The following is a 16,727-nucleotide window of genomic DNA, read 5'->3' on the forward strand; positions in this document are numbered from 1 at the left end:
AGTGATGAAGAAATACATGCTGTTACTCTTTGTTTTAATTTCCAAGACTACGTTTGCCCAGGTACCTGTTCATCGTGAAACACGGACCGCTACCTGGAATCTTATCGGTCTGAAATACGATAAGCAGGTAAAACCCCTTGTTTGGCAGGCTGTTTTTCCACCCGCACTAAAGGCTATACATAATAAGATAATTGAGCTTCCGGGGTACATTATTCCTACTAAGGTTGGTAACAGCTTTAATGAATTTATGTTTTCTATGGTTCCAGTTGCTTCTTGTCCTTATTGTGGCACGGGCGATATACCCTCAATGATAGAAGTGAAAACTTTAAAACCCATCAACTGGACTGAGACACCCATTACCCTTCGTGGTAAATTTATAATCAATGATTCGGGCGATAGCCGGTCTACTTTTTTCCTTTTAGATGCAGTAAAAAAATGAAGTATTTATATGTTGTTATAATTCTGTTTTTAGTTTGCTCAGCTCAGGCACAAACGAAAAAGCATAACCCGAATGACCAGTTACGCTCTTTAAACTGGGACGTGATTGGCTCGGTAAAGTTTGAACTGACTGATAAGAATGAAATTCTCCCTCTTTTTACAGAAACAATCAGGCGTTTTGAAAACAGGGAATTTGATTTAACCGGTTACCTGATTCCTATCAAAAGCGGACAGAAACAGCAGAAATTTCTTTTGGCCACCTTGCCTATTAATCAATGTTATTTTTGCGGACAAAATGGTGTTCCGGTGATGATTATGATTGAGATGACGAATGCGGTTCCTTATTCTGAAAAGCCCATCCACGTACAGGGCGTTTTAAAATTAGAAGAAAAGGATGCGAGCTATAAGCCACCAATAACCATCAAAAATGCCAAACTCATTGATTAATTGCTTATTTTTGTATTGCTATGGAAGATAATACTGCACGTTTTGAAAAACTTTTGGTTAAGAACGGACTAAAAAGAACCGCCCCGCGTTTGCAGGTACTGGAAATTTTAAGTGGAAGGGATTCTGCCACATCTCAACCTTATTTAGAGCAGGTGATGGGAAAGGATGCAGACCGTGTTACCCTTTACCGTGTTTTGCAGGCTTTTGAAGAGAAGGGAATTATCCATAAGGTTTTAGACCAGCAGGGCACGGCCAATTATGCCATTTGTTCGGATGGTTGCAGTGCGCATGAGCATCATGATGAGCATGTGCATTTTAACTGCGATAACTGCCATAAAATTTACTGTTTGGATACCGTTAAAATTCCGGCATTAAAAGTTCCTGCCGGATTTAAGGTAAATCATCTTAATCTGATTGCCACAGGCTTATGCGCCAGTTGTGCTGATAAGGTGAACTAGAATTACTGTACCAAAAGATTACATCCCCTGATATCGGAATGATCAAACCTGCCCAGTACTTCAAAACTTTGATCGGGATTGATTTTGCCCAGGTCCTGAGTGGCAATAAATGAACAGGAATTGATATTGGCCAGGTCGATTACATTGATGCCACCGGTCCTGCCGGTTTCCATTAAGCTTAAAGGATCATTGGTGTCTCGGATCAAAATCTGCATCCAGCTCGGGCAATTGAAAATGCCTTCACCCAAAGAATAAGCCTGAGAAAGCAATTCAGTCATTCCATATTCGCTATGGATATTTTTTACACCAAATCCTTTGGTTAACTGCTCATGAAGCTCTTCGCGTATCATTTCTTTACGTTTTCCCTTCATTCCGCCGGTTTCCATTACAATGAGCTCAGGAAACTCAATATCATATTGCTCTATAAAATCAAGCAACGCATAGGTTACGCCAATTAAAACTGTTTTCTGTTTTTTGATTTTCAGATCGAGCAGCGTTTGTAACAGCTCTTCATGGTTATATAAAAAGTAACCACTTTGCGGATGACCGCTTTTTTCAATCAGGTCGTTTACCATGTAGATTAACGACGAACCCGACCTTTGTTGATAGGAAGGTAACAATGCCAGGAAGCAATAGTCGGTAATGTTACCATAAAACCGGGCAAATGCCTGCAGGTAACTCTGTTCATATAACATAACATCGGTTACATGATGACTGCTTTGGACCATACCCGTTGTACCCGAGCTGCTGAAGGTAATTTCAACAGGTTTATTGCTGCTCAGAACAGCATGGCTTTTAAAAAAGCTGATGGGTAAAAACGGAATAGCTGAAATTTCGGTTACCAACTCGGCATCAATACCAAGGTGAAAGATATATTCGCGGTAAATATTACAATTTTGGGCCTGTAACTTAAAAATATTTAAAGCAAGGGCATTAAATGCATTACTGTCTTTTACAGAGAAAATCTCGTTAGGGGTTAAATTCACAAGGCAAAAATACAAAGCATTATGCTATTTTCTCGTCAGTTTTTTTAGCCAGCATAGCCATTCTGAACTGATAGCCGCAATAACCACTAATTCCTGCCACCAAGCCACTTAAAATTCCGGTAAGCAATAGCAATGCCCACCATATTTTTATGCCCGTCATTAAGGCTACGCGGCCGGCAAGTACATTGTCATTAGGCAGGCTTTTAAACAAGGCATAGCCGATCCAAAGCAAAAAAATGGCAAAAAATGATTGCCAAAAGGCTATTTTTCCTGTTTTTCCAATAATACCACAGGTAGCAAAAGAAATGACGATGATGACCCACCAAGGGGCAATCATTTGTAAAAGGAAACAAATAATTAATATAACGATGAAAACCATTTTAAACTATTTAGATATTTTTAAACGAGAAATAACTGTGCCCGATTTATCATCAGGATTTTGCATGTAAAACAGATCGTATAATTTGCCATTTGCCCAGGTATCGATCATATTATCATAAAATTTGCTTCCCGGGTTACCCGACTGTCCACCCGGATAAACACCATGGCCTTTTGGTATTTTGCCCAGCTCAATCACCATCCGCCAGGAAGGTCCGTTGGTTTCACTCAAAGCGTTAATGGTGCTTTTGGCGCCACCAATCTGTAAAACTTTCGAACCAAATCCTGGTATTTTGGCCAGGTGCGGCACATTGGTCTGTTTTACATTTGCCCAGGCCCAATCTTTATTTATTGGTCCAAAGCGCCTTTCAAGGCTATCGCAGCTATATTTAAAGGATTCGTTTACCAGATCAGATAACGTCTCTTTTTTGCTGGTGTTGATGTTATCGTACCAGGTTGCATTGGGTTCTTTTAAGATCATCTCCACCGTACGGTCTCTTGAAGGATAACGCATCGGGATGCCTTTCACTTCAAATTCATCAGCCCAGATATTATATGATAAGCGTTTAGTCCAGATTTCAAATACGCTGGCTGCAATTTCATGGGCATCATAACGTTTGTTCCATTTGCGCAGGTAAGCCAATGCTTCTTTTTGCGTAGCATTTAACTGTTCATTGTTCAGTAAAGGCAATAAAGCTGGAGCCAGGTTCTGTGCCATGATGCTGTAATTATCGGTTTGCATGAGGCGGATACTGTCTAAATTAGCCTTCTTCATTACCGATAAACGGTCGTTAATACGTTTGCCTCGCTCATAGGGTGCAAATTCCCAGTTGATGTAGTATGGATAGGTGGTGTCGGTAGAAGACTGGTTGGCCGAACTCACAAAACCACGCGGCGGATTTTTAACCGTTGGGTTCTGTGCATTTGGGATCCAGCCCTGCCAATCGTAAGCAGGATCGGTACCATCTAGAATAAATTTACCCTGGTCTTTCCATTTTAAAGGGAATTTACCATTTGGCGTAATGGCGATATCATTATCTATACTGGCGAAAACAAAATTCTGTGCAGGAGCGGTATAAAAAGTTAACGCTTTGCGGTAATCGTTATAATTTTTACCCCGGTTAAGGTAATAAAAAGTCATGAGTTCATTTGATTCATCATGTGCGATCCACCTGAGTGCATCGCCAACAGGCACATTGTCGGCCCTGCCATATTTTGGTTTCTGGAAATAAACAACCGGGCCGTGATGGGTGTAGTAAACGGTATCTACTTCATCTTTTCCGCCGCGTACTTTAATGGTTTCCAGTCTTTTGCTGGTAGCGTTCCATTTATTGTTATACCAATATTCATGATGGGTCGAATCCTTAAATTTAATCTGATAAAAATCGAGTACATCAGCAGCAACATTGGTTACTCCCCAGGCTATTTTTTGGTTAAAGCCTATAATTACCCCAGGAGCACCAGGTAAAGAAACCCCATAGGTGTTTACCCCAGGCGCATGTAACTGAATCTGATACCAGATTGATGGAAGTGTTAAATCTAAATGGGGGTCGTTTGCTAAGATCGGATATCCTGATGCAGTTTTTGTACCGGATAACGCCCAGTTATTACTGCCAATACCTTCTACTTTTTGAGCGGTCTTCACTTCGCCGGTTTGTGCCTGCGTGAAGCTTTCTGGCGTTTTAGGTATTGGTAAAGGAGAGAAATTCCATTTCGTGCCAACGGGGATAATGGGATCTTCGCGGAAAGGATAATCCGGAAAAAGATTTTTAGTCACCTCAGGGCCAAATTTTTTGAGGATATTGGTCATGTAAAATTCATCTGAACCCATTGCTAATACGGCCGACATCTGCTTCAGCAACAAAGCACATTTTACAGGTGTCCAGTTTTCGGGTTTAAAATCCAGAATTTTATATTCTATCGGATAATTTGCTTTAGAAAGTGTTTTAATGTAGGCATTAATTCCTTCGGTATAGGCTAAAATCATTTCTTTAGCTTTTGGATCGGCCATCATCCCCTTCAATGAGCGTTCTGCGCCATAAACCATGCCCATCCGGCGTTGATACCGGTCTACCTCTATCGCTTTATCGCCCACCACTTCACTAATTCTTCCGGCGGCAAAACGGGTCTGGAAATCCATTTGCCAAAGGCGGTGCATAGCCGTAACATAACCTTGTGCCAAATAAAGATCGTGATCATTCTGCGCAAAAATATGTGGGATCATGCGATCGTCGAAAACGATTTCAATTTTATCAATCGCTCCTTTTATTTTCGTTTTATGGTTAAACATAAAATGGTTGTTCTCTGCATTTTGCCAGAAACCCATAAAAGGATTTAGAAATTTTAACAATGGAGGCATGTTGCCTAATTTGGTGTTAAATAAAAAAGCTAATGCGATCGGGATTACGATGCAGAACAGGGCTTTAACTTTATTCATAATGGCTAGCTAACAAGTCTTTTGCTAAGATAGGGCAAAATGACGGTTTATGTCTAATGCAAAATACAACAAACTGTATATCAATCAAAATTATAATTTGTTTTGAAAATATTATGCTTACATAATTTGTTTAATTCAAAAAAAGAAATTAAGTTTATATAACTAATAATACAAATAACCAAATTAATAATCGCGTATGAGCAGGATTTTTACACAGATTTTCTATGTGTTCTTATTTGTGTTTGCTGGTAATATGGCGGCACGGGCACAAGGTATTACGGTAAGCGGAACCGTAAAAGACAAGCAGACTAAAGAAGGATTGGCTGGAGTTAGTTTAACCATTAAGGGCCAGTCAGGCGGTACGGCATCTACAGCCAACGGAACTTTCAGTTTTAGTACAACGGCAAAATTACCTTTTACTTTAGTGGCATCTTATGTAGGTTATGGTACGGTTGAGCAGCAAATTACAGGGAGTACTTCAGGTATTAATCTCGAAATGGAAACCGCAATTGTATTAGGCGGGGATGTGGTGGTTTCTGCTTCGCGTACACCGGAACGTATTTTAGAATCGCCGGTTTCTATCGAACGGATGAGTGCAGCCACAATCAGGGAGATCGCTGCGCCGTCGTTTTACGATGCCTTGAACAATATGAAAGGGGTAGAGAGCAGCATGCAGAGTTTAACTTTCAAGTCGATCAATACCCGCGGTTTTAATTCAAATGGTAATACGCGCTTTAACCAATATATAGATGGAATGGATAACCAGGCTCCCGGATTAAATTTCTCTGTAGGTAACATTGTGGGTATTACCGAACTTGATGTGGATAATGTGGAACTTTTGCCAGGTGCTTCATCTGCACTTTACGGAGCGGGCGGCATCAGCGGTACCTTATTAATGACTTCAAAAGATCCTTTCAAATATCCTGGTGCTAGTTTTCAATACAAAACAGGTGTTAACCATGTTAATGATAATAACAGTACGGTACAGCCTTTCAATCAATTGGATGTACGCATGGCAAAATCATGGAACAATAAATTTGGGGTAAAAGCTGCGTTTTCATTTCTTCAGGCCAAAGACTGGTTTGGAAATAACTATTCAAATTTCGACAGGATTGCCAGAACCGCTAAAGCTGGCGACCGCAACAGCGACACCAACTACGATGGGATAAATGTTTATGGAGATGAGGTAAGCCAGAATATGCGAAATGTGGCGCTAAGTGTTCAAAATGCCACCATTTCAGGAATTAATGCAGGTTCGGGTGGTTTAATCCCTAACATCAAAGCCGCTATGGACGGCGCTTTCGGGGCAACTATTCCAAATGCGGCGCAACAGGCTGGTTTTCTTGCTGGTCTGCCTGCAGCATTACGTCCGGCAGTACAAAATTATCTGCCCTTTTATGTAGGCTTAAAGGCTAATTTAATTCCTGATCAAAATGTATCAAGAACGGGCTATAATGAAGAAAATCTTGTTGATTATGGCACTAAATCACTAAAAGCTTCCGGGGCATTATATTACAATATCAGCAATACAGTGCAGGCAGTAGCGCAAGCCAATTGGGGTACAGGAACTTCAGTTTATACCGGCTCTGATCGTTACTCGTTACGTAATTTTAATATTGGCCAGTATAAACTGGAAATAAAGGGCGAAGATTTCTTCGTTAAAGCATATACCACTCAGGAGCGGTCGGGCGATTCTTATATTTCATCTATTTTAGGCAGTTATATTAATGAACTTTCAAAACCATCTACCACATGGTTTCCACAATATATTGGCAATTATGTAGGTGCCAGGGCTGCCGGACAAAGTGATGCAGCCGCACATGCTTTAGCCAGAACTGCCGCTAACCAGGGGCGTTTTGAGCCAGGTTCGCCTCAGTTTAATCAGGCAAAAGATAAGATTATGAATACCACCATCAGTGCTTCTGATCCATCCAAAGGTATTTATGGTGCTAAATTCGATGATAAATCCAATTTATACCACTACGAAGGAATGTATAACTTTACCAATCTTTTTGATAATGTGGTAGAATTTCAGGTTGGTGCCTCTTACCGTCTTTATGATTTAAATTCGGCAGGAACCATTTTCAATGACTTAATTAATTCCATTGACATTAAAGAATATGGTGCATTTGGACAGATCGGTAAAAAGTTCTTTAACGACAAGGTTAAATTTACCTTTGCCGGCCGTTATGATAAAAGCCAGAACTTTGAAGGCCGTTTTACACCAAGAGTAACCGGAGTATTTACGGTTGCCAAAAATAACAACATCAGGGTTTCCTATCAAACCGGTTATCGTAACCCAACTACGCAAAACCAATATATAGATCTATCTGTTGGTGGTGGTTCGCAGCGCTTAATTGGTGGTTTGCCAGAAATTATCTTCGACAAGTACCACTTAGATACCAACAAACCCTATACTGATGTGAGCTACCGCGCATTTCTGGCATCGGCTGCGGCTACGGGAACGCCAAATCCGGCGCTTTTGCAACAATATAATTTTGACGCCAAAGGTGTACGTCCTGAAAGTGTACAATCTTATGAGTTAGGCTATAAAGGTTTGATCTTGCCTAATTTATTGATTGATGCTTATGGTTATTACAATATTTATAAAGATTTTATTACAGCTGTCGACGTTTATCAGAATGTAAACGGAAGTTTTGTGAAATTCGGTGTTCCAGTTAATGCCGAAGGAGAAGTAACTTCTTACGGCGCTGCTTTAGGTCTTGATTACCTGGTAGGCAAATGGAACATGAGCGGTAACGTCTCTTACAACCAGATCGGGGATTTGCCGGTTAACTACATTAACGATTTCAATACGCCGAAAATCCGTTATAATCTGGGCCTGGGTAATAAAGAGATCATTAAAAATTTTGGTTTCAATGTTGCTTACCGGTGGCAAGATCAATTCTATTGGAATTCATCTTTTGCTTCTGGTCAGGTACCTGCATACAGTTCTCTGGATGCCCAGGTCAGCTTAAGGATTCCTTCGGTGCAATCAGTTGTTAAATTGGGCGGTTCTAACGTGTTGAATAAATATTATATCACTTCTTATGGTAACCCTATGGCAGGTGCAATCTACTATGTTGGGTTGACCTTTAATCCATAATTAACTTATTGATTTTTAAGCCCGCTGTATACCAACTCAGCGGGCTTTTTTATTTAAAATCTAATGAATTTGAGTTTATTAGATCTCTTTCTCATAAATTCAAAATTATATGCAATCGGATATAATTCTACTTTTTATCTAATTTTTATATCCGATCGAATATAGTTTCAAAAATAATTGATAAGTTGGTTTAAAATTAATTTCTCACCTTTAACACCGGTTTGACACAACCTTCTTAGTGTAAATAATACACTTTACTAAACGGGCCTTGAAAAAAAGCTTGATCCCTTTTAATAAAATATTTGTATTATAGTACTTTCTTAAACGAATCCCCGTTTGGGGATTGTTTGTTAGATTATAGATACAAAAGGATGGAAGCGCAAAACGATAAAAGCAACGAAACAAATGATTTGATTGATAAGGAGCAGGAAATACAGCACCTGAACAATCCGGTAGACATATCTGTAAAGCCAATTGTTAAACAATATCTTGGTGAAGTAAAAAAAGTTAAGAAAGAAGGTAATCGTTTTTATTTCTCTGACGGTGATGCGAGGGTAGAAATACGGGTGGTAAGTGATGAGATTATTAGGGTCCGTCTGGCGCCCCATGGTGTATTTTTAGATGATTTTTCTTACGCGGTACCCGAAGTAGATCAAAAGGTTTCGGTATTTAAAATGCAGGAACATGATGATCATTATACGATTTCTACCCATTCTGTAACCTGCAAAATAGAAAAAGCCAATTTCCATATTTCTTTCCATGATAATATTACCAATGTGATGATGGTTGATGAAGCCAACTCGATGCATTGGGAAGAAAATGTAGATTTTGGTGGTTATTATATCTATGCAACAAAAAAATGCCATCCGGAGGAAAATTTCTTCGGTTTGGGTGATAAATCGGGTAATTTCAACCTTCGTGGCCGTCGTTTCGAAAACTGGAATACCGATGCTTATTCTTATGGCTGGAACCAAGATCCGCTGTACCGTACCATACCGTTCTATATTGGTTTGCATAACCAGGCTGCATACGGTATTTTCTTCGATAATACTTTTAAATCATATTTCGATTTCGGATCTGAAGATGTAAATAAAACCAGTTTCTGGGCCGATGGTGGTGAATTGCAGTATTACTATATTCACGGACCACATATCATGGATGTAGTTAAACGTTATGCTACCTTGACAGGTACGCATCCAATGCCACCAAAATGGACTTTGGGCTATCAGCAATGCCGCTGGAGCTACTATCCTGAAACTAAAGTTAAAGAAATCGCCAGGCAGTTTCGGGAACGTAAAATTCCTTGCGACGCCATTTACCTGGATATCGATTATATGGATGGCTACCGATGTTTCACCTGGAATAAAAAGTACTTTCCTGATCCGCAGAGGATGATTAAGGAACTTTCTGACGATGGTTTTAAAACCGTGGTGATGATTGATCCGGGGATCAAAGTTGATGATGATTACTGGGTGTTCAAAGAAGGTAAAGAAAAAAGGTTTTTTTGCCGCCGCAGCGATGATTATTATATGGAAGGGCATGTTTGGCCCGGCCGTTGCCAGTTTCCTGATTTTACCAACCCAAAGGTGCGTACCTGGTGGGGCAATTTATACAAAGAACTGGTAGATATGGGCGTTGCAGGTTTCTGGAACGACATGAATGAGCCTGCGGTATTTGGCTCGGGTACCTTCCCGAACGATGTACGCCACAATTACGATGGCTATCGCGGCTCTCATCGCAAAGCACACAATGTTTATGGTATGCAGATGGTTCGTTCTACTTACGAAGGGCTTAAAAAACTTATGCGTAATAAACGCCCCTTTACCATTACAAGGGCTGGCTATTCGGGCATGCAGCGTTACGCAAGTGTTTGGACGGGCGATAATATTGCCACCTGGGAACACCTAAAGATCGGAAACATCCAATGTCAGCGTTTATCGGTGTCGGGTGTGCCTTTCTGCGGAACGGACATCGGTGGGTTTAGCGGTGAGCCTGATGGCGAGTTGTTTACCCGATGGATTCAGCTGGGTACTTTCTCGCCGTTTATGCGTGCGCACTCTGCTGGTGATACTGCTGAGCGGGAGCCATGGAGCTTTGGTGAGTTTTTTGAAAACATCAACCGCAAATTTATTGAGTTGAGGTACCGTTTAATGCCTTATTTATATTCAGTATTCTGGGAGCACCACCGTTATGGTTTTCCGATTTTAAGGCCATTGGTTATGCTTGAGCAGGAAAACATCAGCAACAGCTTCCGTCAGGATGAGTTTTGCTATGGCGATAAACTTTTGATTTGTCCGGTACTGGAGCAGGGAGCCATTTCGCGTAAAGTTTACCTGCCTAAAGGCACCTGGTATAATTTCTGGACCAATGAGACTTTAGAAGGCGGTAACGAATATACCGTTGATGCCAAGATAGACAGCATGCCAATGTTTGTGCGTGCAGGTTCTGCTTTACCAGAATATCCGGTAATGCAATATGTAGATGAAAAATCGATTACAGAAGTAATTTTGAATATCTATCATAGTGATTATGAAGTGAATTCATATATGTACGAGGACCATGGAGACACCTTTGCATATGAACAGGATATTTACCTCGAAAAGAAGTTTACCGTAAAAGGTGATACACAAGCTATAAAGATAAATCAACGTATTGAAGGCTTGTATACGCCGAATTATGAGTTTTATGTATGTAATGTTATTGGTGTAAAATTCCAGGTGAGAAAAATTATTATCGATAATAAAGAAGTCACTGATTTTTATACGGATGACAAGCAAGTACTGCATTTCAAATGCAATAAAAATTTCTCTGAGATACAGATTTTAAGTCTGTAAATCTTTTAGCCCCAAATGTTGTTTAGCATTTGGGGCTAAATTTATCTAGCCAAAAAACAGCTATGCCATCAGCAAAAAAAGTTACTGCAAAAAAAGCAGTTTTAGCCAAAACCGATCACACAAAAGCGGTTTGGGTACACAGTTTATTTACCGATTACGATATTGATCTTTTTCTGGTTGGAAAGCATTTCAGGCTTTATGAGAAAATGGGTTCTCACCTCATTTCGGTTAATGGTACAGCAGGGGTTTATTTTTCGGTATGGGCGCCTAATGCTACTGCTGTAAGCGTTGTGGGTAACTTTAACAGTTGGACCAATACTTCACATGGCCTGAACAAAAGGTGGGATAAGTCAGGTATTTGGGAAGGTTTTATTCCAGGTATAGCAAAGGGTGAAGTTTATAAATATTTTGTAAAAGGCTTTGATGAATCTGAACATTTAAAAGGCGATCCTTATGCGCGCAGGTGGGAACATCCGCCGCAAACCGCTTCTATTGTTTGGGACACCGATTATAAATGGAAAGACAAGGGCTGGTTAAATAAGAGGGCAAAGCTGAATGCTTTAGACCAACCGATATCGGTATATGAAATACATTTAGGCTCATGGGAGCGCGATCCGGATAATCCGGAACGTGTTTTAACCTGCAGGGAAGTGGCCGGCAGGCTAGTGCCTTACGTAAAGGAAATGGGTTTTACGCATGTAGAATTAATGCCTGTAATGGAGTTTCCATTTTTCCCAAGCTGGGGCTACCAGATAACCGGGTATTTTGGGGCAAGCTCACGCTACGGTTCTCCACAGGATTTAATGTACCTTATCGATGCCTTGCATAAAGCCAATATTGCGGTAATATTGGATTGGGTACCTTCTCATTTTCCTGGTGATAGACATGGTTTGTATGAGTTTGATGGCACCCATCTTTATGAGCATGCTGATATGCGCAAAGGATTCCATCCGGACTGGAAATCATACATTTTTAATTATGACAGGAATGAGGTCAGATCTTTTCTGATCAGCAATGCGATATTCTGGCTGGATCAGTATCATGCCGACGGATTAAGGGTGGATGCGGTGGCTTCGATGTTGTATTTTACTTTTTCCCGGGAGGAAGGAGAATCCGCAACCAATGAATATGGTGGAAGTGAAAACCTGGGAGCAATACAGTTTTTGCAAGATCTGAACATTGCTGTTTATGGAAATTTTGATGGCGTGCAAACTATTGCAGAAGAAAGCAGTACTTACCCTGGTGTTACACATCCGGTACATGCTGGCGGATTGGGTTTTGGTATGAAATGGATGATGGGTTGGATGAACGATACTTTAAAGTATTTCAAGGTAGATACATTAAATAGAAAACACCATCATAATCAGTTGAGTTTTAGCATGACTTACGCATTTACCGAAAACTTTATGCTTCCGTTTTCTCACGATGAAGTGGTGCATGGTAAGTCGCCGATGCTTTATAAAATGCCTGGTGATGATTGGCAGAAGTTCGCCAACTTAAGGGCACTTTATGGTTATATGTTTACACATCCCGGAGCAAAACTGTTATTTATGGGTAATGAGTTTGCTCAAACCAAAGAGTGGAATTTTACACAATCACTGGATTGGCATTTATTACAGTATGCTCCCCATAAAGGCATGCAGGAAACAGTCAAAGCCTTAAATTTTTTATACCGCAAAGAGCCTGCATTATATCATTTCAACTTTAATTATGAAGGTTTTCAATGGATTGATGCCGATAATGCAAACGAATCTGTATTTGTGTATATGCGCAAAGGACCGAAAGCTAAAGATACTTTGATTATTGCAATAAATTTAACCCCGGTGGTTCGGGAAAATTATCGGATTGGCGTGCCATTTAAAACGAAATGGAAAGAGATTTTTAATACTGATGATATTGGCTTTTATGGTGGCGGTATCAACAACAGGGGAGATATTGTTCCCGATCCGAAAGACTATAATGGGCAAAAATATTCAATTGTCGTCGATTTACCACCCTTAGCAGTAGTGATTTTTAAAAGCAAATAAGGTATTACCTACTTTATCCCTTCCAAACCTTGTAATTCGGTTTGGAAGGATAATCAATTACTTTAAATAAGAAAAGCTTCCCATTGCTGGAAAGCTTTCTTAAACTCCGGACTGGAAGCTTCCAGAGTGGGTGCAAAGATACAATAAACACTGTCTCTTGCAATATTATTTTTTAAATATCAATAAGCTAAGATATTGCTATCATAATCCCTTCCATATAGATTAAAATGTCTAATTTTTTCTTATTCTGGTACCCCATTAATCGGTTTGATGCCAGATGATATAAAGCACTCATCAAAGCCACTTCGCCCACAAAATGTGCCTGCTATGATAAATGCAGCGCTAAGTGCTATAAAGTAACCCGATACGGATAATCCTGATATAAGCTGATCAATTGGATGGCATGAAACAAAAGCGTTTGATATGGAGATCAAATTTCTTTTGCAGAAAGCAAATACAGCATTACCTTAAGGTTCCTGTTTTTCGATGATGGTATCAGCTGGTCACGCTCTTACTTTTTGATAAATGATTAATGAATAAAGTGAACGGATAATGTAGCGTTTGTCAGTAGTATGTTTGTACTGGCAAACAGACAAAATTATTTTTCACATTATTTCAAACTCACATTGAAAAGGCGCTCTTGTCAATTTTTCTTGGTATTTCTGTTATTTTTTATGCCTGCGTATTTATATGCACAGTGTGAAAATACAGGGCGTACATACGCAAACTTTCAGGGGGCCTACCTTGATGGATTGAGTGTTTTAGGTGGAAGTTTATACGGTAACATCGCCAATGCTTCAAATGCTGTAAATGGGCAAGTTAAAGATGCATCAACCTTATCAGTTCCAATTGGAGTGCTTGGGCTTACAGGTTCTGCCACACAATTTCTGGAATTTACCAATGATGGTACCAATGCTGGTAAACGCACAATTGCCGCAAATACGGCAGTAACAGTTAAACTAGCGCTACCCAAAGAACTTCTCGGGCTCCTGAGCAATTTTGAAATTGGAAGTTTTACGGATCTACATCCTGTTTCAGCAAGTAAGCCTTTGGTAGGTTATGGATATGATTCTGGATATGATGCAACAAAGAACCCGATTTATACAGCTGCAAATATTGCTGGGGTGATTGGCGGGGCAGGAGAGATGGAAATTACGGTTACCCCTACACAAGCTTTCAACGGGATATATATTAAGATTGTGGGTGCGGTAGTTTCTACAGCTTTATCAATAAAAATTTTCCATGCGTATATTTTGGAACCCAATACAGGTTCAGTCAATTGTGATGAGGCAATTGATGTATTATCGGGAGTGAAACCAACTTCTTTAGGTGGTATTGCAAATCTAACAGGAAGTGTTACTAACCCTTTCAATGCCATTGATGCTGATCTAAATAGCTTTGCACTGATCGATGTGGGTGCTTCCGTACTCAATCAGGTATATCTTACAGCTGTATTCAATAAACCCTCTCAACCAGCAGATTCGGTTAGTATTATACTTGAAAATCCTGGTGGTGGACTGTTGGATCTCAGTCTTTTAACAGGTTTTGCCATACAGCCTTATCTGAATGGAGTTAAAGCCGGGTCAGCATTTGCAAACACAAGTACGTTTTTAGACCTTAAATTACTTCCTGGATCAAGCAGTAAATATAGCTTAAAGTTTGCGGTAGCTAATGTTTACGATCGCCTTGAGATTTCGATGGGCGGACTTACTGGCGCTTTCAGCCGTTTAAGGATATATGATATTAAGCGTAAGCTGGTAAAGCCGCGCACATTGGCCGATCCTTCATTTACAGACGAAAAAATGGTTTGTCAGGGGCAAACGGCAACATTTGCTGTTCAGAACGCACAAACCTGCACCGAATACAAATGGTACGATGCTGAAACAGGGGGTAATTTGATACATACCGGCCTAACTTTCGCTCCGCCAAATACGCTTACACCAGGCGATTATAACTATTATGTTCAGGCAAACAGAACCTATTGCGTTACCGCCGTTTCTGAACGTTTAAGGGTAAAATTCAAGGTGAATGCGTTGCCTGTGGTTACCGTACCAGGCACGATAATCTGTAGTGGTTCTTCTGCTACACTTTCAGTTACGGCACCTGATGCGGGTTACACTTATAATTGGTATTCTTCGTCCTCTGGCGTTACGCCATTTAATACGGGTACTACATACACTACACCCCTTTTAATTGCAAGTACTATTTATTATGTAGAAGCGGTTAATACAGCAACAGGATGTAAAAATGCCGGTGGCGCTCAAGCTGTAGAAGTTAAAGTAAAACAATATGCCCCTGTCCCCGCAATAAGTGGTGCAACTGTTATGTGCGCAGGAACAAGTACAACATTTACCAATGTTTATCCAAATGGAGTTTGGAGTACAACTGATGCTGGAACGGCAACGATAGATGCCACCGGTAAGGTTACTGCAATAGCTGCTGGTAATGCCGTAATAAGTTATACCGTTGCTGAAGATGCGACTTATTGTGCCAAAAAAGTAGATTTTCCATTAGCTGTAAATCCCCAGCCCAACATAACATTGGGTTCGGAAATAAGTATTTGTGAAGGATTAACCGCAACCAAAATTACTTACTTCAATGCCATTTCTAACCCCATAAATTATAGTGTTTCTTGGGCCGGTAATTTATTGCCTGCCGTCTTAAATCAGGCTTTACCGGCAAATGAAATAACCATTAACATACCACCAACTACTCCTGTTGCAGTGTACCAGGGAGTTTTAAACATTAAAAATGAAAATGGCTGTGAACGCGCTATCCCTTTTAGTTTGAGGGTTAAGCTGGTGCCACATAAACCAACAGTATCCATTAACTAAAAAGAAAATAAATTATTCACTCAACCATTTAAAATTATGACAAAAAGAACTAAAAAACGTAACCTGAAAATCTTTGTATTTTTAATTTGCTTATTGCCGGTAAGTGCTCTTGCACAAAGCCCAAGTGTATATCTGTGCGGAACGAATACCGTGAAATTGAATCCTGCTTTCTCTGGGTATACACCAGCTAACGGCGATAGAATTGTATGGACGGTTGACGGAACTGCGGAAGCTCCGGTAGTCTATAACGGTTCAAATGCTTTCTATCAGATTGCTGCCGGCCTGGCTGTCGGAAGCCATACGTATTCAGTTCAGGTTATACCGGCTGATGCAAATCTTTGTCCCAGCGATGCCTCTGATAATACCGTTGTGGAAAAATTGCCTGCACCTGTTATCGTTGTAGCAGCGCCTGGAAGTACTTATTGTACAGACCAAACAGCGTCTACTGTAATTACAGCAAGCAAGGATGCTTCAATAACACTACCGGCCGGGGTAACCATGACCTATACCTGGTCAGCAACGCTAGGCGGTACCGCGGTAACCGATATTAGCACTTTGGGTACAGCATCTGGTTCAGGAGATACTTTTACACTTAAAGCTGGCGTGGCTCCGGGTGATTATGTTTTCGCTGCTGTTGGAAGTTATGCTACTGGTACTGTCCCGATTGTAGATGCAGCAACTTGTACCGCAACTGCAAGTAAAGCCATAACGGTTACTGCTAAACCAGGTAAAGCAACAATTTCTGTAGCACCATAGGTATTACTGTTGAGTTGTTTTCATTA

At 40.4% G+C, this 16,727-nt stretch carries 11 protein-coding genes; 8 read left to right on the forward strand and 3 right to left on the reverse strand.

The features are described 5' to 3' along the window. Nucleotides 1–4 precede the first annotated feature (4 nt). The 3 genes from BM107_RS09200 to BM107_RS09210 are packed head-to-tail and all read left to right on the forward strand — an operon-like array spanning nucleotide 5 to nucleotide 1,343. Nucleotides 5–439: a hypothetical protein gene (locus tag BM107_RS09200; protein ID WP_090982521.1), complete on the forward strand. Its 435-nt coding sequence runs from the start codon at nucleotides 5–7 to the stop codon at nucleotides 437–439. Further along, nucleotides 436–885, forward strand: a complete 450-nt coding sequence (locus tag BM107_RS09205) for a hypothetical protein (RefSeq protein WP_244278776.1) — start codon at nucleotides 436–438, stop codon at nucleotides 883–885. The genes BM107_RS09200 and BM107_RS09205 overlap by 4 nt, the downstream gene beginning before the upstream one ends. Nucleotides 886–905: 20 nt before the next feature. Further along, nucleotides 906–1,343, forward strand: a complete 438-nt coding sequence (locus BM107_RS09210; RefSeq protein WP_090982523.1) for a Fur family transcriptional regulator — start codon at nucleotides 906–908, stop codon at nucleotides 1,341–1,343. Nucleotides 1,344–1,345: 2 nt separating this feature from the next. Here BM107_RS09210 and BM107_RS09215 read toward each other — a convergent pair whose 3' ends face one another. Genes BM107_RS09215 through BM107_RS09225 form a run of 3 tightly spaced genes read right to left on the reverse strand, consistent with a single transcriptional unit; the run spans nucleotide 1,346 to nucleotide 5,144 of the window. Further along, complete coding sequence (locus BM107_RS09215) at nucleotides 1,346–2,329, reverse strand: LuxE/PaaK family acyltransferase (protein ID WP_208864368.1); 984 nt, start codon at nucleotides 2,327–2,329, stop codon at nucleotides 1,346–1,348. A 19-nt stretch (nucleotides 2,330–2,348) separates the two neighbouring features. Continuing rightward, on the reverse strand, nucleotides 2,349–2,708 hold the full coding sequence (locus BM107_RS09220) for a hypothetical protein (RefSeq protein WP_090982527.1): 360 nt from the start codon (nucleotides 2,706–2,708) through the stop codon (nucleotides 2,349–2,351). Between the two features lie 6 nt (nucleotides 2,709–2,714). Beyond that, complete coding sequence (locus BM107_RS09225; RefSeq protein ID WP_090982529.1) at nucleotides 2,715–5,144, reverse strand: penicillin acylase family protein; 2,430 nt, start codon at nucleotides 5,142–5,144, stop codon at nucleotides 2,715–2,717. A 196-nt stretch (nucleotides 5,145–5,340) separates the two neighbouring features. On the opposite strand from BM107_RS09225, the gene BM107_RS09230 reads away from it, so the two are divergent. The 5 genes from BM107_RS09230 (at nucleotide 5,341) to BM107_RS09250 (ending at nucleotide 16,701) form a co-directional block, all read left to right on the forward strand. Then, entirely contained in the window at nucleotides 5,341–8,250 is a 2,910-nt protein-coding gene (locus BM107_RS09230; RefSeq protein ID WP_090982531.1) for a TonB-dependent receptor, read from the forward strand. Between the two features lie 371 nt (nucleotides 8,251–8,621). After that, the gene (locus tag BM107_RS09235; protein WP_090982533.1) at nucleotides 8,622–11,084 is read left to right on the forward strand and encodes a glycoside hydrolase family 31 protein; all 2,463 of its coding nucleotides are present in this window, start codon (nucleotides 8,622–8,624) and stop codon (nucleotides 11,082–11,084) included. A 62-nt stretch (nucleotides 11,085–11,146) separates the two neighbouring features. Then, nucleotides 11,147–13,111, forward strand: coding sequence for a 1,4-alpha-glucan branching protein GlgB (gene glgB / locus BM107_RS09240; RefSeq protein ID WP_090982535.1), 1,965 nt, complete (start codon nucleotides 11,147–11,149; stop codon nucleotides 13,109–13,111). Nucleotides 13,112–13,785: 674 nt separating this feature from the next. After that, a complete protein-coding gene (locus tag BM107_RS09245; protein WP_139222286.1) occupies nucleotides 13,786–15,945 on the forward strand; it encodes an Ig-like domain-containing protein in 2,160 nt (719 codons plus the stop codon). Nucleotides 15,946–15,981: 36 nt separating this feature from the next. Then, nucleotides 15,982–16,701 (forward strand): hypothetical protein, encoded by a 720-nt coding sequence (locus tag BM107_RS09250; RefSeq protein ID WP_090982539.1) that lies wholly within the window; start codon nucleotides 15,982–15,984, stop codon nucleotides 16,699–16,701. The last annotated feature ends 26 nt before the right edge of the window (nucleotides 16,702–16,727 follow it).

Source organism: Pedobacter suwonensis (assembly GCF_900111825.1).
Taxonomy (GTDB): domain Bacteria; phylum Bacteroidota; class Bacteroidia; order Sphingobacteriales; family Sphingobacteriaceae; genus Pedobacter; species Pedobacter suwonensis.